The organism is Methylobacterium guangdongense, from assembly GCF_038442355.1.
GTDB classification, from domain to species: domain Bacteria; phylum Pseudomonadota; class Alphaproteobacteria; order Rhizobiales; family Beijerinckiaceae; genus Methylobacterium; species Methylobacterium guangdongense.
In genome coordinates this window covers 19,151-36,787 of record NZ_JBBXMX010000003.1, presented here as the reverse complement: position 1 = coordinate 36,787, position 17,637 = coordinate 19,151, and the positions used below count along the sequence as shown (strand labels likewise).

The following is a 17,637-nucleotide window of genomic DNA, read 5'->3' as shown; positions in this document are numbered from 1 at the left end:
CGCATGCCGCTCGCGATCCCCACGCTGCCCGAGACCCGCGGCTTGAGCCGCGACGCTGTCATCGAGGCGCTGCGCGTCGGCGCGCTGCCCGGCAACTGCCCGGCCGGCATCCTCGCCGACGACAACGGCGCTCTCGCCTTCCTCGTGCTGCAGTACATCTTCCGGCAGGCCGACGAGTACCTGCCCGACCGCGCCGGCGAGCAGATGCTCCAGCGTTGGGCCGATATCTTCCTGCCCGGTGGGCGCAAGGCGGCGACCTACGCTGTGCTCGCCGCGACGCTGTCCGGGCCGGTCGGCACCGTCGTTTCGCAGGGCACGCAGTTCTCGCAGGGTGGCATCCTGTTCCAGACGGCCGCCGACGCGACGCTGGGCGGCACGAGCGTCCTGACGCCGATCAGCGTGCGGGCGCTCACTGCCGGTGTCGTCGGCAACCTGCCGGTCGGCACAGCTCTCTCGCTCGTCGCGGCGATCTCGGGCGTCACCGCCTCGGCGACCGTAACCGGGATCACGAGCTACGGCGTCGACATCGAGAGCGTCGACAGCCTTCGCGACCGGGTGCTGTTCCGGATCCGCAAGCCGCCGATGGGTGGGGATGCCGACGACTACGTGGCTTGGGCGCGAGAGGTGCCAGGCGTGACCCGCGCGTGGTGCGCGCCGCACGAGGTGGCGTTGGGCACCGTCACAGTTCGGTTCATGATGGACGACCTGCGGGCGGACCTCAGCGGCTACCCGATCCAGGCCGACTGCGACGCGGTCGCCGCGCACATCGCGACGGTTCGGCCGGTCACCGTCTCGGACATCTACGTGGTCCCGCCGGTACCGCAGCCGGTCAACCTCTCCATCAGCAATTTGTCACCCGACACGCCGTCCACGCGGAGCGCCGCCCTGTCGAGCCTTTCCGCCATGATCAAGCAGCGCGCCGCGCCGGCCCGGGCTGTCAACGGCAGCCTCGTCCCCGCGCAGACGATCTGGGCCGCTTGGCAGTCCGAGGCGATCTCGGCCGCCGAGGGCATCGACTACTTCGACCTCACCACCACAGACGCGATCATGCCGTCGAAAGGCTGCATGGCGACGCTCGGGACTGTCGCGTTCGGTGGCTGATCAGTTCGTCCGTCGCTCGGCCGACGACTACGCGCAGGGCTTCGATGACCTGCATCCTGTCGGTGCGGCGTGGCCCCGGGCCGAGGCGCCCGCGGCCGGCGATGACACGCCACGCGGCGACGTTGAGGCGCTGTCGGATTTGACCCGAGGGCTGGCCCAAGTCTGGGGCGATAAGGTCGATGCCCGGGCGGCCGACCTGCTGTTCGTCGAGACCGACCCACGGCAGACCTACGAGCTTTTGCCGGACTGGGAACGTGCCTTCGGTCTGCCGGACCCGTGCAACGCCGAGGTGCAGAACCTCGCATTGCGGCGCGAGGCGCTGATCCGAAAGCTCACCCTGGAGGGCCGGCAGGACATCCCGTTCTTCGAGGATCTGGCTTCCCAGCTCGGCTACCAGATCCGGATCTACGAGTACCGCCCCGTGGTGTGCGGCATCAGCCGATGCGGCGAGACGCGACCGTCCGGCGAACTCACCTACGATTACTTCCGCTGTGGGGCCGGCCACTGCGGGACCGATCATCTGTGCGAGATCACGCAGAGCGGTGGCGACGACTGGGTTTGGCGCATCGGTGCCCCGAACATCCGGTTCCTGTGGCGGGTGTCCATCCTGAACACCAGCCTGCGCTGGTTCCGTATGGGCGTCGGTCAATGCGGCGTCGATTATCACTGCGAATTCGGCCTCGCGACCGACCTCGAATGCCTGTTCCGGCGCCTCAAGCCCGGCCACGGCGAGATCATCTTCGACTATTCTCAGGTGGCGATCGGCAATGCTTAGACAGGCCCCCTACGATCAGATCGGCGTCACACCGACACCGAAGTATACCAACGCGGATCCGTTGAACGGCGTGAAGGGGTCGATCCCGAACGCCGAGACATTCAACCAGCTGCAGTACGAGGCCGAGAGCCTCGTCGCGATGGGCGGCTTAGCGGCCGACGGCACCAACTTGTTCCAGTGGACGCAGGCGATGTCGCGCGGCGGCATCTGGGCTGGTTCGCTCACCGGTACAGGCGATCTCGCGGTTGCGACGCTGGCGATTCCCAATTCCGGCCTGATCCTGCCGGCGCTCCTTCAAGGAATGCGCCTCGCTGCCGTCGCGTCGGCGGCCAACACGACCACGTCGCCGAAGCTGCGCTTGATGAACCTTGGCTCGGCCGGGCTGTATCAGGATTTTCCGATCCTAAGAGAGGACGGCTCAGCACTGCTGGTCGGCGATATCGTGGCCGGCCGTCGCTACCGCTTCGAGGCCGACGGCGCTGGCAATGTGCTGATCTCCGGCGGCGGGCTCGGCAGCGCCACGACGGCCAACCTCAACGCCTACTTCCTCAACCGTCCTGCCCAGCAGCAGCTCTTCGTCCACCCTACCAGCGGGTCGGAGGGCAACGACGGCCTGACGTCCCAGACGCCGCGCAAAGACATCGACGCGGTCCTCGATCAGCAGCAGAACGTCGGCACCGCGATCGTGCTGCTCGGCGACGTCAAGATCAATCGGCGGCGCAATTTCTTCGGCGCCCTGTCGATGTACGGCGGGACGCCCGACGGCAACGGCGGCTGGACCGCCACCAACCGCCAGGTCAGCTTCAAGGCCGTGGCGGATAACTCGCCGCTTAACGACGGGACCTCGTTCACCGCCGGGCTGTGGATCCTCGGATCCGCCTCCTTCACCACGAACTACCTCGGCTTCAGCCTGCCGATCCAGCCGGCCGGCCTGACCTTCGCCGACCACATCCGCTCCGACAACGGCGGCGCGGTGCTGATCCGTGGCGCGAGCCTGAACGTGGATGGCGCGGGCGCCGGCTCGCTCCTGGGTAACAATGGCGGCATCCCGCTGCGCGCCATCGTGACGATCGGGCTCGGCTCGGGCGCGGCCGGCCACCTGTTCCTCGGCATCGCGGCCGGCGGCAACCCGAACACCAACCCGCTTCAGTACCAGAGCAACGTCACCTCCGGCTGATCCGCCGCGGGCGTGACCAGCGCCCGTCACCTCTGCGCCGCCCCCGCCCCGTCCTCTCGCCAACCCCGGACAGCCCATGACGACCGCGTTTGCCCGCCTGTCGGCCACGCCGCTCACCCTTGATGTCGCCGGGACCGGCTATCGCGGGGCTACGCTCGGCGAACTCCAGGCTGCGCCCTGGTCCCTGCCTGAGGCCGATCTGCTGCCGGCGGTGAAGGGCGTGCTCAAGGGCTGGATCGACGATCACGCCGAGACTCTGCGCCTGTCGCTGATCACGCCCGGTTCTGGGCAAGCGATGGAGTACCAAGAGGCGCAGCGCGAGTCCGCCGCCATCTTGGCGCTGGCCGACACGACGAAAGCGGACGCCGCCGACTATCCCATGCTCGCCGCATCGGTCGGCACGAGCGTCGATCCGACCACCGGTAAGCCTACGGTGGACATCCCGGGCGAGGCCCGGGCCGTGGACGCCGCTCGCAAGGGCTGGGTCGCTGCCGGCGCGGCGATCCGCGACACGCGGCTGAAGGGCAAGGCCGCCATTGAGAAGGCCGGCACCATCGAGGACGCCTGCGCGGCTGTCGACGCCGTAGCGTGGCCATCGCTGAACTGACGCCGCGCCCGTGACCCAGATCCTCAGCCTCCCGTGCGTCTCGTTCCCGGTCTCGACCGGGACCAACGAGGACTGGACCGACGCGTGGGCCTACGTCGACGCGTCCGGCAACCCGATCTCGGGCGCTGGCATCACGCTGAACATGATGCTGCGCCGGACCGAGGCGGATGCCGAGGCGCAGATCGTCGCCTCCAGCGTATCGGGGTCGCTGAACGGCCTGCCGCAGAACGGCACGCTGTCCTGGAGCAGCACCGGAGGGATGAACATCGTCACCCTGGCGATCCCCGACACGACTATGGCGCGCATCGCCCCGGGCTCCTACGTCGGCGAGGTGCAGGCGGTCGCCGAGGGCTACAGCAAGACCATCGCCCAGATCGCCGTCACCATCGTGCAGGGCATCGTGCGATGATCACGGGGGCCATCGTCACGGTCCGCCCGGCCGCGCAAGCGTCGGGATCGGGGGTTGGCCTGATCGCTGGTCCGCCGGGTCCGACCGGTCCGGCAGGGCCGCCGGGGGTGACGGGTGCGACCGGGGCCACCGGGTCTCAAGGCCAGACAGGTACCACGGGCCCGCAGGGTCCAACCGGCGCAACCGGGGCGCAGGGGCCGACGGGAGAGACGGGCGCTACCGGTGCGACTGGACCGCAAGGGCCGACCGGCGCGACGGGTGCCACCGGGGCCGGTCGCGCGACCACAGCTTTTAGCGCCAGCCTCAGCAACGTATCGAACGTCGCCACGGGCACCCCGATCGGCAGTCCGGTCACCTTCACCGCGACGGCCACCAACCTCAAGATTGAGGCGAAGGCCTACTTCAGCAGCTCGGGCGCGACCCAGAACGGCGGCCTGTACATCGCGGTGACCGACACCACCGCCGCCACCGCGGCGAGCAACGGGCCGAGCGGCGTGTGCGGGGCGCAGGCCGGCGTCCTGACCCACTGCACCGCGGGCTTCACCCTGACCGGCTTGACCGTCGGGCACAGCTACTCGGTGCAGCTCTATGGGTCCAACCTCACGGGCGGCAACACGCTCGCCGTGAACGGCGCCTACCTGGAGGGCCTGAACTCGTGAGCGACGCCCTCGTCCACTGCATCGGGCTCGACGGAGACATGATCGTCCGGGAGGCATTCGCCTCGAATGTCGCCCAGCCGGGCATGGTCGAGGTTTCGGCCGAGATCTACGAGGTCGCCAAGAACCGCCTCAACCTGTGCAAGTGGGACGGCACGAGCCTGTCCGACTATACGCCACCCGCGCCCGCGCCCGTGATCCCGCAGCAGGTGCCGATGTGGGCTGCGCAAGCGGCTCTCAAGCAGGACGGCAAGTACGACGCCATCAACGCCGCGATCGTCGGGGACGCAGCGGCCTCCCCGCCCGTACCAAGTATGGAAGCGAGCAACGCGCCCGTGTTCTTCGCCTGGACCATGGGCAACTATGCCTCGCGCCAGAGTGCCTTCATCGCCGCGCTGGCGAGTCAGTTCGACATGGCCAGCGCCGACATCGATGCCGTGTTCGTCGCCGCTGACCACCTCGCGCAGATCGCCGGCTGATCCGCAGCCGCTTTCTTCTCTGATCCTGCACGCCGGGAGCCACCCGCATGCCCGCTGGCTACGGCCCGACCGCTGTCATTGATACCGCAGATTGGGACATCGTCGTCCCGCTGCTCTCGCCCTTCGACCCGACCGGCTCGCGTCTTGAGGCGGCGATCTCACCTGGTATGGGCGGCCCGGCCATCGCGACGGTCTCGACCGACGATGGCTCTCTAGCGTGGATGCTGAACCAGACCGGCAAGGCCGTCGCGGTGAACGTCCACGTCCCGGTGGCGGCGCGCGACGGCTGGCAGGCCGCACAGAAGACGGTTCTCGGCTTCGACTTCCACCGCACCGTGGTGGGCTCGACCAAGGACGAGTGGTTCGGCGCGCAGACGATCACGTTTCAGGTTTACCCGGCGTCCGACTCGGCGCTCGCCATGCTGGGCGCGGGCTTCCTGTACGGCGGCCGACCGGCCGCGAGCGGCAAGGCGACGACGCCGCCGCTTCAGATTGGCCCGCAGGGGCCTCCTGGACCACAGGGGCCGGCTGGAGGCGGTGGGTCCGGCGCCGACCCGCAGCTCTCCTACTCGATCGCCGCCGCAGCGAGCTTCACCGCCAACCACGGGCGCAGCTACCGCCCCGCCGTCGCCCTGCTGCTCCCGAGCGGAGAGCAGGTCGAGACCGACGTCTACCACGCCCCTGGGCAGGTGACGGTCGTCTTCGCCCAACCCTTCACCGGCACGCTTCTCCTGGGGTGATCTGATGTCTCGCAAGTTCCTGAACGGTATCGACGCGCAGAGCCAGCGCGTCCAGAACGTCGCCGCCGGCACGCAGCCGGCCGACGCGGTCAACCTCGCACAGATCCAGAGCTTGCTGGCCGGCCTGTCCTGGCACGGCGCGGTCCGTGCGGCGTCGACCGGCAACGTGACCGTCTCCAGCCCGGGCGCCTCGCTCGACGGCGTCACGATGGCCGCAGGCAATCGCGTCCTGCTGAAGAACCAGACCACAGCCACCGAGAACGGCGTCTATATCTGGAACGGCTCCTCCTCGGCGCTGACCCGGGCGGCCGACGGCGGCACCGGCAACCTGAATGCGGGCGCGGCCTTCTACGTTGACGAGGGCACGACCAACGCCGACACCGCCTGGACGGTCACGACCGATGACCCGATAACGGTAGGCTCCACCTCGGTCGCCTTCGCGAAGTTCGGCGTGGGCGTGGCCTACACCGCCGGATCTGGCCTGACACTCACAGGGCAGGCTTTCGCAGTCGATGCCACGAAGATCCCATCGAAGATGTCGACCAACGTCGGCGACGGCTCGTCCACTTCGATCACGGTCACCCACTCGCTCGGCACCCTCGACGTGCAGGTGCAGGTCTATGCGACCGCCAATGGTGAGACCGTGGAGTGCGACGTGACCCGGCCGACCACGAACACCGTGGCGTTGGCCTTCGCCTCGGCACCGGCGTCGGGCGCTTACCGCGCGGTCATCTTCGGCTGATCCGGTGGCCCGCCAGCAACTCGGAGCCGCGCCAAGTCGAGCCGCGGATGCCATCCCGAAGTCGTTCATCCGCTACGACATCGGGCTGGCCTGCGTCGGGAAGCCTGCGGCCGGAGAGGTCATCGGGTTCTTCGTTGCGCCGGTCGCCTTCACCCTGCCGGCCAACCTCGCCGGCAGCATCGCTCGGGCGCTGACCGCCGCTAACGCCAGTGCTGCCTGGACGCTGACCCGTATCCCGGCCGGCTCCGCGACCGAGACCACGATCGCCACCCTGACATTCGCGGCGAGCGGCACGCTGGCTTCGTTTTCGACCCAAGCGGCAGTTGCGATCGCGGTAGGTGACGTCCTCCGGCTCAAGGCCCCTGCAAACGTCGATAGCGCCCTGTCCGACATCACCTTCACGATCGTCGGCGCACGCTGATGACGTTGTGGTTCGCGGAGAACAACCTGTCCCCGGCGCCCGCCAAGCAGGGGATGACGGTCGACGGTCTGGGCGCGCGTGCGGCTGGCGTCGACGTCACGCAGTCGAGCGGAAAGGCCACGGCCTGGAAAAACCGGGGATCGGACGCAGGCGATTGGGCCGCGCCGAGCGGAATGGAGCCGACCTACAGCGCGACTGGTCTCGCCGTCCCTGCCGGCGCGCAGCCTGCCGTCGTGTTCTCCGGCGGGCAACTGCTCGATGCCCTGATGTCGCTGAACGGCAACGCGGTCACGATCTACGCCGTCCTGTCCCTCGTCTCGGGAAACAACGGCAAGCGGGCGATCTCGCTCAACAAGAACACCGCCGACTTCTCCGACAGTCAGTGCGCGGCAATCCTCAAGTCGTCGTCGAACACGTCCGGCGTCGCTGAGATTGAGCGCAACGGACTGATCGTGACGGGCGCCGACCCGATCACCAGCCCCTGTATCGTGCGGGTCGATTTCGACGGTACGAACGCACACGTCGCGGTCAACGGCGGCACGCCTGTCACGGCGGCCGCCTCCGGCCTGCTCGCCCCTACGCACATGATGCTGGGTGGCTATTACTACGGGTCGGGCAACAATCCCGTCGATCTTTGGTCCGGACCGATATCTGAAGTCATCGCCCTGTACTACACGCCGACCACAGACCAAGATCAGCGTATCGTTGGCTCGCTCGCCTGGAAATACCTTCTTCAGACCAGCAACGGTGGCGTCCTGGCGTCGAGCTATCCCTATGCAACGGCAGCGCCGATGACGGGCGGGATCATCATTCCGCGACGTAGACCGCTGATCCTGATGGCGTCCTGAGCCGCGCGACAAATGGCATGCTCGGGCATCAGGGAACTAGCCGAGATTCGTTCGGGTCAAACCGACAACGCTGCTAGCCTCGTACAGGATCGCTAGGGCGGCTGTGCCGAGCATCGCCACGTTCACGATCGCACCCACGACGATGAGTCCGACCGCGATCCGGCCGCGCCACACCTGCCACTGATCAACTAGCCACGCCGCCATCGTCGCCTCCGGTGACATCCACCTGTGCGCCTCGACCGCTGATCGGATCGTTGCGGCAGCGCAGCCGTCCCCGCTTTCCACGTCGCCTCCTTCTGAGGACCTCCTATGACCCGCATCTTCGCGGCGCTGGCGCTTGCCTGCGCGCTCTCCAGCCATGCCTGGGCCGGCGCCGTCGTCAGCATACACGACGTGCCCAGCGGCCTCGAATGGGGCATCGTCTGCGGCGCCGTGATCGGCGTGTTCCTGCTGCTCGTCGTCGCCTCGGTCCGGTCCGGCCGGGAATCGACGCGCGGGCTGTGCGCGTTGGCTGCGCTGACCGTGATGGTGTTCGGCATCGGGCCAGCGCTCGCGCTCGACAGCGATGGCACCCGGCCGGATCCGGTTCTGACCCCGGGGGCGGTCCGCACCGCCGACCGGCACGCGATCTGCGCGCACGCCACGCGCGAGTTCCGACATGTCACCGTCACCGAGAAGGTTGCCGCGCGGCGCGCCTACGGAATCATGGGTGAGCACGGCGGCTGGTGCGGTGCAGGCGGGTGCGAGATCGACCACCGCATCCCGCTCACCGTCGGCGGCGGCAATCCACGCGGGTCGATCGCCAACCTGTGGCCGCAGCGAGCGGACGGGCCGTTCGGCTTCCACGTCAAGGACCGGTGCGAGGCGAGCGTCGGGCGTGCCCTGTGCGCCGGCAGGATCAGCGTCGAGGACGCCCAGGCAATCTTCCGCGGCGACTGGACTGTGGGATGCGCTCCGTACCTCGCGCGAGCCCCGCGCCGGGCGGCGAAGTGAGGCGCTGAGCCATGGCCGCTATTCTCGATCGCGCCGCCTTCTTCGACCACGTGCGCGATTCCCTGTTCGGCGGCAGCCTGACCGACGAGCAGGTGCGGGGCATGGACGCGATCCTCGACGCGTGCCCGGCCGCCCTGCCGACGGACCCGCTAGCCTATGGATTCGCGACGACGTTCCGCGAGGCCGGCCCGACCATGCAGCCGATCCGCGAGATCGGCCGCGGGCACGGCCGCTCCTATGGTCGCCCGGCCGGCCCGCACAAGCAGATCTACTACGGGCGCGGCCTCGTGCAGCTCACGTGGCTCGCGAACTACGTCAAGGTGACGGAGAAGCTGCGGAAGCTCGGGCTGCTCAAGCCCGACGAGGATCTGGCCCGCACGCCGGACCTCGCGCTGCGCCCTGACATCGCTGCTGCCATCCTGTTCCACGGGATGATCGAGGGCTGGTTCACCGGCAAGAAGCTGTCCGATTATTTCGGGCACGGGAAGAGCAACCCGCGCGGGGCCCGGGCCATCATCAACGGCACCGACCACGCCGCGCTGATCGCGGGCTACTTCGCCCATTTCCGGACCGCCCTGATCGCCGCGAAGCACGGGGTGAGCGCCGATCCCGCTCCCGCACTCGCACCTGCGGCGCCGCCCGCGGCCGCGCCGGAACCCGTGAAGCCGGCCGCCCCCGCGCGCAAACCCGTGGCCGTGAAGAAGCGCGCCGCCGCGGTCCACCACATCGTTCACAGGGGGAAACGGCGATGAGCGAGCGCTCGACAGCGATAATCCTGTCGCACCTCGCGTCCGCGCCGATCACGGCGCGGTCCGGCGCGGGGATCTCGAAGGCCACCAGGATCGGCGCGGGCTCTCTCTACCCCGCGCTGGCGTCGCTGGAGCGCGAGGGCCTGATCATCGGCACCTGGGATGAGGGGCCGGAGCCGCGGCGTCGCGTCTATGCCCTGACCGTGGCCGGCCGCGAACAGGTCGGCGCCATGCGGCCCGTGAAGGTCCAGTTACGCATCGGGGCCGGCAACTGGCTGTGGCGGAAGCTCGTCGCACCGTTCTTCGGGGGCTGACGATGAAGCTCCTGATCCTGGGCCTCATTTGATCGGCATCGCGCTCCTCGCCTGGGGCGCCGTGGTCGCCAACGGCCGCGGCTCGGCCGACGAGCGCGTGGCCGGCGCCTTCCCCATCATGGCCGGCCTCGGCTTCATCGTGCTCGGCTTCGTCATCGCCCTCGCGTGGCTGCTGATCCGCGCCTGATCATTCCGCGCCGGCGGCTCCCGGCATCCCGACAGCGAGACCCACCTCATGACCCGCATCGCTCTGCGGGCGCTGGCATTCGCCTGCGTCCTGCCGCTGCTCGCCGCCTGCAACCTCACCGCCTCGCAGGCCGAGATCACGGCGAGTCTCAACCCGAACCTGATCACCTCGACGGTGCTCACCCCGGCCAACCTCGCCAAGCTCGGATTCACGCCCGCGCAGGCCATCGCCTTCGAAGCGAAGGTCGCGGCCGGGGTGAAGACCGGCTGCAAGTATCAAGTCACCGAGGCCACCGTCGCGCAGATCCTGGTGGCGCTCGCCGCCGGGTCGACCGCGGGCGTGACCGCGGGACAGGCCGTCACGACGCTCTGCACCGTGCTCGGCGCGCCGGCCAGCGCCTACACCGCCGACAAGCCCGTCACAGAGCCGCCCGCCGAGAAGGATGACACCCCCGTCGGCGAGACCAAGACCCGGACCGTCGTGATCAACGGCAAGACGGTCACCATCACCGGCACGAAGACGAAGTGAGGCCAACCACCATGAACCGCATCGTTCTCGCGGCGCTAGCGCTCGTCTGCGCCTGCGTCCCCACCCTCGCCGCCGAGGTCGTCACCAAGGGCTCGGATCTCGTCGTCCTGCCGGGCGGCGATTGGATCCAAGGCATCAGCCAGACGCTGCAGGCCTTCCTGGTGCCGCTGCTCACCGGCTTCGCCATCTCGGCCGTCGCCCGGGTCGCCCCGGCGCTCCGGCTGCTCCTGACCGACCGGCTGATCCAGAGCTACGTCGAGGCGTTCCTGGCCTACGGCGTCAACGCGGTGGTCGGCGCGACGAAGGGCATGCACCTCGACGTGCATGTCGGCTCGCAGGTGCTGGCCGAGGCCATCCGCCGGGCGATGGAGCGCGCCGACGTGAACAAGTTCACCGCCTGGGTGATCAAGCTCGCGGGCGGGCACGCGGAGGTCGCCAAGAAGATCTTCCGCGCCATGCACCTCGACGACACGGCCGGGGCCGCGAACGTGCTGGACCCGCTCCTCGAGCAGCTGGAGGCCGGCACGTTCTGGAAGCCGGCCATCAACCCGGTGACGAAGGTGGCGGTGGTCACCCGCAAGCCGGCGCATCCGGCAGCTCGCCCGGCCGCCCGGGCCTGACGCCGGTGCGCGGGCTGCCCCGCCGCGCCGCGACCTTCGCCCTGGCGATCCTCGCCGGGGCGATCTCGACGGTAGGCCACGCCCAGGTCTCGGAGGCGATCACCACCGCTGTGACCGCAGGGAAGGCCGCCGACACCTTCCTGTCCCGGGGCGAGTACGGCGCGATCGTCGTCGTGCTCGCCGTGGTGATCGTGGTGGGCGCCAGCATCGCCGGGGCGGTGATCAAGTTCCTCTACAACGAGAACAAGGCGCTCGGCGCCCGCCTGGAGGAGATCGCGGAGCGGGCCGTCACCGGGCTCAACACGGTCGCCTCTGCCAACGACCGCGACCGGGAGGTGCTGCAGGGCCTGCGCGCCTCGCTGGATACCCGGGCCCAGGCGCTGGGCGAGCTTTCGAACCTCGTCAGCGTGAACGGCACCAAGCTCGAGCACGGTCTCGCAGGCGTCTCGCAGGTGATGGGCTCGCTGGTCGAGCGCTTCAGGGAGCTGCGCGAGGACCTCCTCCGAAACCGGGGGAGCAGCCCGTGAAGATCTGGCAGGCCTTCGCCATCGCGCTCAACCTGATTCAGCCGCCGGGCGCGGGCGACCACGTCGAGCGCGTCGAGGCGGCGCTGCGCCGAGCATCGATCACCGGCCGGCGCAAGATGGTCGCGGCCAAGCGCGTGGTGGCGGCCGATGCGGAGATGCGCGGCCGCGTCGAGCGCGAGGCCGAGGTCATCCGTGAGAAGCAGCGCGAGCAGCAGGAGAGCCCAACCTGGGGCTTCATGCGCGAGGTCCGCGAGCTCGCTGCCGGCGCCCTCTCCAACATCGAACAGCCCCGTCGCCGCGACAGAGAGCCGAAACCGTGAAGCGCTTCGACATGCCGGACCGGCACAGCGTGTACGACGCGCCCGGGCCCGAGAACGTGCGCAGCGTCATCGGGCTGTCGAGCGTCGGGCTGCTATTCCTCTACCTCGGCCTGAACGCGCTGGCTCCGAACAACGACGTCAACATCGTCCTGTCGATTGTGCAGGGGACGATGGCGACGATGGTCCTGTTCTTCTACCTGCCGCGGGCCGTCTACGCGATCTGTATCGCGTCGCAGGACAAGCAGGACTACCTGATCGTCGGCATCGTGCTCGGCTGGCTGGCGACCGACGGGCAGGCGTGGCTCACCGCGATCGCCCGGCTCGCCGGCATGCCGCCGACGTTCCTGAACTCCGAACTCTTCGCGATCCCGAAGGTGATCTACATCGTCGCCGCGGTGATGCACGTCATCCCGCGCGGGGCCGCAAACGGGGTGATTCCGCGGGGGAACAAGGCATTCGCCGCGCTGTGCTTCGCCGCGTCGGTGGCGCTGTCCATCGTGACGCTCGCGGTCCGGCCGGACCCGCGCCCGCTGATCGACATGATGCCGGCCTGGACCCGTGATGTGTTCCAGACCGGCGCACTGCCGCCGCACGATGGGCCGCCCAGCTGATGATCTGGACCCACATGGGCGAGGCGATGATGCTGATCGGGGTCGGCCTGATCATCGGCCTGTTCGTCGGCGGCTGGGTCGCGGACCGGCAGCGGCCGCCGAGCTGATCGGAACCTCCGCGATAGCCCGCGCGTAGATCGGCCTTCTGGTCCTCAGCACGAACCACCTCAAACCGCCCGGCTCCGGCCGCGGCGGTTTTTTCGTGCCGGCTGGCCCGCCGCTTGCGACGGACCGCCCTCCTCTCAAGGATGTACTCAGCCCCGCCGGCTTAGCCGCGCGGGGCTTTTTTGCTCCTTCGATCGAAATCTGATCCTGCGATCCGCTAAGCGTATAGCGCTTGACCGCCGCCATTTAATACTCAAAATGGCAAATTATCGTTGCAAACGTATCACTATTCGCGCTATGAGCTTCGCCGACACAGACAGCGACCATTCAATTGGAGCCCTCATGTCTGATTGCTGCTTCTGCTATACAACTGACAAATACTATTTCCTGCCCACCCTTCTAAGCGCAGCTCAGGCACGCAAGAATATCTCGACAGGTAAAGCAGATGTCCTGATCATTGGTTTTGATTTTCAGAACAATGAAGAATCAATGTTGCGAGAAGTCGCAAAAAATCTCGGCGTCTCAGTGCAGTTTCACGATAGACGCGAAATCAGAGATTTGCCAATCTACATGGCCCGACACTTCCTCGATCAACTACTCAGCAACACATACACAAATATCATTCATATAGATGGCGATACCCAAATATATGCAAGCATTGACCCGTTGATCCAAGCGCCTCTACCCTCTGGTAGGATATTTGCCGCGCCAGACCCTATGGCGCTACTATTCGGCGAACCAGATAGGTTATCGCTGAAGACTACAGCGTATCTCCATTCGATCGGACTTCCCAGCAATATCGCCGGGCGCTATATCAATTCTGGAGTCTTCCGCGTCGCAAGATCCGATCTCAAAGCTATAGATCTTGAAATTCAGAAACAGTGCGAAAAGAACTTACCAAAATACTTCTTTACAGAGCAGGACGCAATGAATGTGGCGTTTGGGGATAGCATATCCCTAATATCAATGAAGTGGAATTATCCAGCTTTCTTTGAATTTTTTGAATACGATTTTATCGAAAGCGAGCACATCAAACATTTCATGTCCAACCCAAGACCTTGGCATGGCCCGTTCATGCCTTGGGGAAAAGCTGCTCACAGTCCTTATGTTGATATGATCAGCGCCCATCCTCAACTTAGAAATTATTACCGTCCAATGTCAAAACGGACAGTAGCCCGTTATATAGTTCAACAGCGTGTGAAAAAATTTATGGACTCTAGAATTTGGAAAACCAAATCGATAGCAAGAAAGATCCGTGAGTTTGAAAAGCACGCTGCGGTTTGAGCGGCGTTTGCTCTTCATTAACGGAGCAATCTCTACTCAAGCACCATACATCCGCGGATCGCATTGCTGCCGGGCGCATCGTGCCCCCTGTGCCCTCTGACGATGATCCTTATCAAAGATGCATCGTTTGCGGGGCTGTGATCACCTCCTTGTCCGGCGGGACCAATCGCTATCCCGCCTTGGCCATCGCCGCGGCGGCCTTTTTAGTGCGCGTCACGCCTATCCCGAATGAGGTAAGCGACTCACCTGCGCGTTCGGCTACCCATGACGCTCCAAAGCCCAATGGTTATTCAGCCCGCCCAGCCCCTGCTGCGGCGGGCTTTTTGTCGCCTTTTGCGGCACCGCTTCAGTGTTTCAATCCGTTGTTTCACCACCCATATCAGTTCCAGTACTTCTCCATTCAGGGGAAACTAATGCACATCCACGCCATCCTCGCCGTCGCCGTCCTCGCCGGCTTCGTTGAGTTCGCCTGTCTTTGCCACGAAGCTCCTGAGGCCCACGACGACTGATCTGGGCTGTGAGCGGGACTGATGATGAGCCCGCTCAGTTCGCCGCAGCGGGCTTTTCCGTGCGTTTTCGCTCGCCAATCGAGGTTGCACTCACGAGCATTGCAATCTCCGGTTGAGACGGATAAATCTGGCAGCCCGAACCCAAAACCCCGACTCAGCCCGTTCGACTTACAGTCGCGGCGGGCTTTTTCGTGCGCAGTGTGCCTCAAATGACGATGCCGCGCCCGGCACAACCGAAATGGACAGCGTACCCGAAACTCGAACTTCGCCCCGCCGGCTCAGCCGCGCGGGTTTTTTTCGTTGGCTCGCAACCTGCATCCTGTCGGCGGATCCGTGCGATATCCCCCTCAAAGCTTGGATCTGAAAAGCCCGCCCGGCTCGCCGGCGCGGGCTTTTCTTATGTTCCTCAAGCCAAACTATGGCTGCTTCCTCTGCGCCGTCGGATTTGGTGTCGAGCTTGTGTCCGGCCCGACGGCTGGGCTGATGCTCGTGACGTAGGACCATGTGCCTCCGATGGCCAGGATCCCGGCGAACAGGGCTGCGAAGATGCCGACGAGTGCAAAACGGTTCATGTGAGAAGAAGGCGCCAGCTGGTGAACCGATCCTGTGGCGGCCGCCGCCGGTCCATCTGCCACAGGCGCGTTTCCTCCGATGTGAGCCGCGTATCGGCTCGGCTCACACGCTGGTGAGATCGGACGCTCCCCCGCCCCGTGAGCAGATCGGGGCGGGGCCGAGCGGGCAAGCGCGCTAGCGACCGCCGAGGCGCCGGGTAGGCGGAGCGATGCCGATCGACTTCTGGATGGCGGTCAGGGTCGCCGTAGCGATTGGAGCCGTCAGCGTTTTGTCGGCCACCTTGGTCTTAAGGTAATTCGGCAAGCCGTGGGCGATGTACGCCTCCCGCAGCCACCGCTTGAAGTACGCCCGCGCGGCGTCAGGATAAGCGTGTGCGCCCTGCGGGTTAGACTTCGACTGCGGGTAGCTATCAGGGAAGTAGTGGTCGTACTCGATCCGGGCGCCGAACTGAAGCTCGAGCGTCTTGCCGCGCCACTCCTTGCCCCACAGGTTGCCGATGCTCGAGTCCGGGATGAACTTGCATCCCGGGCAGGCCCCCTCGCGGATCAGGGCGAGCTGGACGTCAGCGGTCTCCTTGAAGATGCTGAAGTAGCCGTCCGGCACGCTGTCGTAGACAAGGTCAATGCGCTCATGGAACCGCTCCCAGGCGAGCACCTGCGCCGCTTTCGGATCGTAGCCAAGCCGGGCATAGATGAAGTCGCGGAAGGTCTTCCGCGCGAGCACGCGGTAGTTTTCGACGGCCTTCTGAACGGCCGGCTTGGACTCAAAGGCGTAATACTCGAGGAACGCCATGCACACCAAGTCAGTGCAGGCGTAATGCGTAGCGCCATCCTTGATGATCGAGATGTAGGGCAGGCGCTTACTGAAGCCCTGATCGCGGAGCGCCTTCTTGATCCGCTCGACGCGCGGCGGGGGCGCATCGTCGTTCCAGTGGGCGGTGATGCCGCGGATGCTGCTCTCGTCGACCCCGCACATGCGTGCCAACCCACGCAGGGTGAGGTAGGGGCTGCCGTCGCTGAGGATGCCCATCCCAACGCCGTCGACTTCGACCTCGCGCTCAATTTCGAGGTTGAGTTCGGCCTGATCGGGGGTGCGGGTCATATGACCGCTTGCCATAGTAAATACCTTTCGCGTCAGAGACTTAAGGTGCGGGCGCCTTCAAGGCGTCCACCGGTGTCTCGACCGAAGGGATGGACAAGCTCACGAGACCCTGTTTTTGATCTCGATGCCCAGAGCGGGTCCAGCCATCCGGCTGATCCGATCGCCAAGCCCGTCACGAATCAGTTCGTGGCGGGCTTTGTCTTTCGGAACGACCAGCCTGCACGCCCGCCAACTTCAAGTCGATGTGCGGCGGCCTGGAAGCGGACGATATCCACCGGTCGTGCCCCGGAAGCACCGCTTCGCGCTGGCGCTGTGGACAATTGGCATTCCGGGGCCGATCGCCTGTGCATAAGCCGTGTCGAACGGGAGCGGCGTAGAGGTTGAACGCCTCGAGGTAGCGCTTGTCGAGGGGCTTTCGGCCGTTGGCGCAGTAGGCCGAGAAGCCGTACTGGATCAGGGCTCTCGACGCCCTTTATCGCTGGCGGGTGGCAAACCTGAAGAGGTTATTGGCCGAGGCATTCGCGATCTCCGTCATCCGTTAAGGTCTGCGCGCTACCCCGCGGCCATGTCCAGCAGCCCGGCCTCGACCGACCTCCCACCCGCCGTCGCTGCCTGGCGCGATCAGATCGAACGCCTGTCCGAGCACGCCTCGCCGTGTCGGTATCTCGCCCCGGCGAAGTGGGCGGCGATCCGAACCAACGCGCTGGCCTTCATCGACCAGCACGGCGCCGAAGCGCACCAGCACGGCTGGACCGCGCCCGAGCTGTTCGGCGTGCATCCGGCGAGCGGCACCTTGCGCGTGGATTCCTGCGGCGTCTTGATGCTCGGATCTGGCGCGGTGCAGGCGGTCCATGCCGATCGCGTGTCGTTCGCCCAGACGTCGGGCTACCGGCCCTTGAAGGGTCAGGCGCCGGGCGTGCCGATCTGGGAGTTCGCAGCCCGCACGCGCTGATCTCGCGCCTCACATCCGCCGTGTCACCAGGGCCTTCAAGAATGATGCGCTACATTCTCGCCGCTCTTTTCCTCGCCGCTCTCCCAGCCGCCGCTCTAGCTACCGAGGGCCGAATGGACGGCCCCGTCGCCGGAGGTAGCTTCGGGATGGGCGGCGCGGATTATTATGGCGATATCCGTGCGCGCTTGCCGTTCACCCAAGAGGCCGCTCCTCAGCCGATCGGTATCCGTGACATGGATCGCGTCCGTGCAGCTCGACGGCGCGCGGACTTGGTCGCTCGTCGTGCGTTGGCTCGGCGGCAACCGCAAC

25 protein-coding genes are annotated in these 17,637 nt (G+C 66.5%); 23 read left to right on the top strand and 2 right to left on the bottom strand.

The genetic code is table 11. From position 1 onward, the window contains the following. The first annotated feature begins 3 nt into the window (after positions 1 to 3). From AAHG09_RS07135 to AAHG09_RS07085, 11 genes are all read left to right on the top strand, one after another. Positions 4 to 1,101 (top strand): baseplate J/gp47 family protein, encoded by a 1,098-nt coding sequence (locus AAHG09_RS07135; RefSeq protein ID WP_342106280.1) that lies wholly within the window; start codon positions 4 to 6, stop codon positions 1,099 to 1,101. Then, positions 1,094 to 1,876: a YmfQ family protein gene (locus tag AAHG09_RS07130; RefSeq protein ID WP_342106279.1), complete on the top strand. Its 783-nt coding sequence runs from the start codon at positions 1,094 to 1,096 to the stop codon at positions 1,874 to 1,876. Before AAHG09_RS07135 ends, AAHG09_RS07130 begins: the two co-directional genes overlap by 8 nt. Next, positions 1,869 to 3,053 (top strand): apolipoprotein O family protein, encoded by a 1,185-nt coding sequence (locus AAHG09_RS07125; RefSeq protein ID WP_342106278.1) that lies wholly within the window; start codon positions 1,869 to 1,871, stop codon positions 3,051 to 3,053. Before AAHG09_RS07130 ends, AAHG09_RS07125 begins: the two co-directional genes overlap by 8 nt. Before the next feature lie 76 nt (positions 3,054 to 3,129). Further along, positions 3,130 to 3,660 (top strand): hypothetical protein, encoded by a 531-nt coding sequence (locus AAHG09_RS07120; protein WP_342106277.1) that lies wholly within the window; start codon positions 3,130 to 3,132, stop codon positions 3,658 to 3,660. A 10-nt stretch (positions 3,661 to 3,670) separates the two neighbouring features. Then, positions 3,671 to 4,069 carry a hypothetical protein gene (locus AAHG09_RS07115; RefSeq protein ID WP_342106276.1) on the top strand — a complete coding sequence of 133 codons (399 nt, stop codon included), beginning with the start codon at positions 3,671 to 3,673 and terminating at the stop codon, positions 4,067 to 4,069. A gap of 107 nt (positions 4,070 to 4,176) precedes the next feature. Continuing rightward, complete coding sequence (locus AAHG09_RS07110) at positions 4,177 to 4,728, top strand: hypothetical protein (protein ID WP_342106274.1); 552 nt, start codon at positions 4,177 to 4,179, stop codon at positions 4,726 to 4,728. Beyond that, the gene (locus AAHG09_RS07105; RefSeq protein ID WP_342106273.1) at positions 4,725 to 5,204 is read left to right on the top strand and encodes a hypothetical protein; all 480 of its coding nucleotides are present in this window, start codon (positions 4,725 to 4,727) and stop codon (positions 5,202 to 5,204) included. The genes AAHG09_RS07110 and AAHG09_RS07105 overlap by 4 nt, the downstream gene beginning before the upstream one ends. 47 nt (positions 5,205 to 5,251) lie before the next feature. Further along, positions 5,252 to 5,944 carry a hypothetical protein gene (locus AAHG09_RS07100; protein WP_342106272.1) on the top strand — a complete coding sequence of 231 codons (693 nt, stop codon included), beginning with the start codon at positions 5,252 to 5,254 and terminating at the stop codon, positions 5,942 to 5,944. 4 nt (positions 5,945 to 5,948) lie between these two features. After that, positions 5,949 to 6,686, top strand: coding sequence for a hypothetical protein (locus AAHG09_RS07095; protein WP_342106270.1), 738 nt, complete (start codon positions 5,949 to 5,951; stop codon positions 6,684 to 6,686). 4 nt (positions 6,687 to 6,690) lie between these two features. Beyond that, a complete protein-coding gene (locus tag AAHG09_RS07090) occupies positions 6,691 to 7,107 on the top strand; it encodes a hypothetical protein (RefSeq protein WP_342106269.1) in 417 nt (138 codons plus the stop codon). Then, positions 7,107 to 7,955, top strand: coding sequence for a hypothetical protein (locus AAHG09_RS07085; RefSeq protein WP_342106268.1), 849 nt, complete (start codon positions 7,107 to 7,109; stop codon positions 7,953 to 7,955). Before AAHG09_RS07090 ends, AAHG09_RS07085 begins: the two co-directional genes overlap by 1 nt. A gap of 36 nt (positions 7,956 to 7,991) precedes the next feature. On the opposite strand, the gene AAHG09_RS07080 is transcribed toward AAHG09_RS07085, so the two are convergent. Continuing rightward, complete coding sequence (locus AAHG09_RS07080) at positions 7,992 to 8,159, bottom strand: hypothetical protein (RefSeq protein WP_342106266.1); 168 nt, start codon at positions 8,157 to 8,159, stop codon at positions 7,992 to 7,994. Positions 8,160 to 8,264: 105 nt separating this feature from the next. Between AAHG09_RS07080 and AAHG09_RS07075 the strand changes: the two genes are divergently transcribed. The 11 genes from AAHG09_RS07075 to AAHG09_RS07025 all read left to right on the top strand — a co-directional run bounded on the left by AAHG09_RS07075 (position 8,265) and on the right by AAHG09_RS07025 (position 14,702). Then, positions 8,265 to 8,948, top strand: a complete 684-nt coding sequence (locus AAHG09_RS07075) for a hypothetical protein (RefSeq protein ID WP_342106264.1) — start codon at positions 8,265 to 8,267, stop codon at positions 8,946 to 8,948. 11 nt (positions 8,949 to 8,959) lie between these two features. Next, complete coding sequence (locus AAHG09_RS07070; protein ID WP_342106263.1) at positions 8,960 to 9,700, top strand: hypothetical protein; 741 nt, start codon at positions 8,960 to 8,962, stop codon at positions 9,698 to 9,700. Further along, the gene (locus AAHG09_RS07065) at positions 9,697 to 10,011 is read left to right on the top strand and encodes a PadR family transcriptional regulator (protein ID WP_342106262.1); all 315 of its coding nucleotides are present in this window, start codon (positions 9,697 to 9,699) and stop codon (positions 10,009 to 10,011) included. The genes AAHG09_RS07070 and AAHG09_RS07065 overlap by 4 nt, the downstream gene beginning before the upstream one ends. 28 nt (positions 10,012 to 10,039) lie before the next feature. Continuing rightward, positions 10,040 to 10,198 carry a hypothetical protein gene (locus AAHG09_RS07060; protein ID WP_342106261.1) on the top strand — a complete coding sequence of 53 codons (159 nt, stop codon included), beginning with the start codon at positions 10,040 to 10,042 and terminating at the stop codon, positions 10,196 to 10,198. Positions 10,199 to 10,246: 48 nt separating this feature from the next. Beyond that, positions 10,247 to 10,726: a hypothetical protein gene (locus AAHG09_RS07055; RefSeq protein ID WP_342106260.1), complete on the top strand. Its 480-nt coding sequence runs from the start codon at positions 10,247 to 10,249 to the stop codon at positions 10,724 to 10,726. Positions 10,727 to 10,737: 11 nt separating this feature from the next. After that, complete coding sequence (locus tag AAHG09_RS07050; RefSeq protein ID WP_342106259.1) at positions 10,738 to 11,346, top strand: diacylglycerol kinase catalytic domain-containing protein; 609 nt, start codon at positions 10,738 to 10,740, stop codon at positions 11,344 to 11,346. Between the two features lie 5 nt (positions 11,347 to 11,351). Further along, complete coding sequence (locus AAHG09_RS07045) at positions 11,352 to 11,873, top strand: hypothetical protein (protein WP_342106258.1); 522 nt, start codon at positions 11,352 to 11,354, stop codon at positions 11,871 to 11,873. Beyond that, positions 11,870 to 12,193, top strand: a complete 324-nt coding sequence (locus AAHG09_RS07040) for a hypothetical protein (RefSeq protein ID WP_342106257.1) — start codon at positions 11,870 to 11,872, stop codon at positions 12,191 to 12,193. The genes AAHG09_RS07045 and AAHG09_RS07040 overlap by 4 nt, the downstream gene beginning before the upstream one ends. Continuing rightward, positions 12,190 to 12,804: a hypothetical protein gene (locus AAHG09_RS07035; protein ID WP_342106256.1), complete on the top strand. Its 615-nt coding sequence runs from the start codon at positions 12,190 to 12,192 to the stop codon at positions 12,802 to 12,804. The genes AAHG09_RS07040 and AAHG09_RS07035 overlap by 4 nt, the downstream gene beginning before the upstream one ends. A gap of 402 nt (positions 12,805 to 13,206) precedes the next feature. Continuing rightward, complete coding sequence (locus AAHG09_RS07030; RefSeq protein ID WP_342106255.1) at positions 13,207 to 14,193, top strand: glycosyltransferase family 8 protein; 987 nt, start codon at positions 13,207 to 13,209, stop codon at positions 14,191 to 14,193. A gap of 149 nt (positions 14,194 to 14,342) precedes the next feature. Next, entirely contained in the window at positions 14,343 to 14,702 is a 360-nt protein-coding gene (locus AAHG09_RS07025) for a hypothetical protein (protein ID WP_342106253.1), read from the top strand. Between the two features lie 747 nt (positions 14,703 to 15,449). Here the strand turns inward: AAHG09_RS07025 and AAHG09_RS07020 are convergent. Further along, positions 15,450 to 16,376: a hypothetical protein gene (locus AAHG09_RS07020; RefSeq protein ID WP_342106252.1), complete on the bottom strand. Its 927-nt coding sequence runs from the start codon at positions 16,374 to 16,376 to the stop codon at positions 15,450 to 15,452. Between the two features lie 565 nt (positions 16,377 to 16,941). On the opposite strand from AAHG09_RS07020, the gene AAHG09_RS07015 reads away from it, so the two are divergent. Further along, positions 16,942 to 17,328: a hypothetical protein gene (locus tag AAHG09_RS07015; protein WP_342106251.1), complete on the top strand. Its 387-nt coding sequence runs from the start codon at positions 16,942 to 16,944 to the stop codon at positions 17,326 to 17,328. The last annotated feature ends 309 nt before the right edge of the window (positions 17,329 to 17,637 follow it).

What these genes read in the sequence shown, in the direction of transcription:
- AAHG09_RS07030 (WP_342106255.1), top strand. Translation starts at nt 13,207, where the DNA reads ATGAGCTTCGCCGACACAGACAGCGACCATTCAATTGGAGCCCTCATG.
- AAHG09_RS07070 (WP_342106263.1), top strand. Translation starts at nt 8,960, where the DNA reads ATGGCCGCTATTCTCGATCGCGCCGCCTTCTTCGACCACGTGCGCGAT.
- AAHG09_RS07080 (WP_342106266.1), bottom strand. Translation starts at nt 8,159, where the DNA reads ATGGCGGCGTGGCTAGTTGATCAGTGGCAGGTGTGGCGCGGCCGGATC.
- AAHG09_RS07100 (WP_342106272.1), top strand. Translation starts at nt 5,252, where the DNA reads ATGCCCGCTGGCTACGGCCCGACCGCTGTCATTGATACCGCAGATTGG.
- AAHG09_RS07055 (WP_342106260.1), top strand. Translation starts at nt 10,247, where the DNA reads ATGACCCGCATCGCTCTGCGGGCGCTGGCATTCGCCTGCGTCCTGCCG.
- AAHG09_RS07120 (WP_342106277.1), top strand. Translation starts at nt 3,130, where the DNA reads ATGACGACCGCGTTTGCCCGCCTGTCGGCCACGCCGCTCACCCTTGAT.
- AAHG09_RS07020 (WP_342106252.1), bottom strand. Translation starts at nt 16,376, where the DNA reads ATGACCCGCACCCCCGATCAGGCCGAACTCAACCTCGAAATTGAGCGC.
- AAHG09_RS07125 (WP_342106278.1), top strand. Translation starts at nt 1,869, where the DNA reads ATGCTTAGACAGGCCCCCTACGATCAGATCGGCGTCACACCGACACCG.
- AAHG09_RS07015 (WP_342106251.1), top strand. Translation starts at nt 16,942, where the DNA reads ATGTCCAGCAGCCCGGCCTCGACCGACCTCCCACCCGCCGTCGCTGCC.
- AAHG09_RS07075 (WP_342106264.1), top strand. Translation starts at nt 8,265, where the DNA reads ATGACCCGCATCTTCGCGGCGCTGGCGCTTGCCTGCGCGCTCTCCAGC.
- AAHG09_RS07095 (WP_342106270.1), top strand. Translation starts at nt 5,949, where the DNA reads ATGTCTCGCAAGTTCCTGAACGGTATCGACGCGCAGAGCCAGCGCGTC.
- AAHG09_RS07135 (WP_342106280.1), top strand. Translation starts at nt 4, where the DNA reads ATGCCGCTCGCGATCCCCACGCTGCCCGAGACCCGCGGCTTGAGCCGC.
- AAHG09_RS07065 (WP_342106262.1), top strand. Translation starts at nt 9,697, where the DNA reads ATGAGCGAGCGCTCGACAGCGATAATCCTGTCGCACCTCGCGTCCGCG.
- AAHG09_RS07085 (WP_342106268.1), top strand. Translation starts at nt 7,107, where the DNA reads ATGACGTTGTGGTTCGCGGAGAACAACCTGTCCCCGGCGCCCGCCAAG.
- AAHG09_RS07050 (WP_342106259.1), top strand. Translation starts at nt 10,738, where the DNA reads ATGAACCGCATCGTTCTCGCGGCGCTAGCGCTCGTCTGCGCCTGCGTC.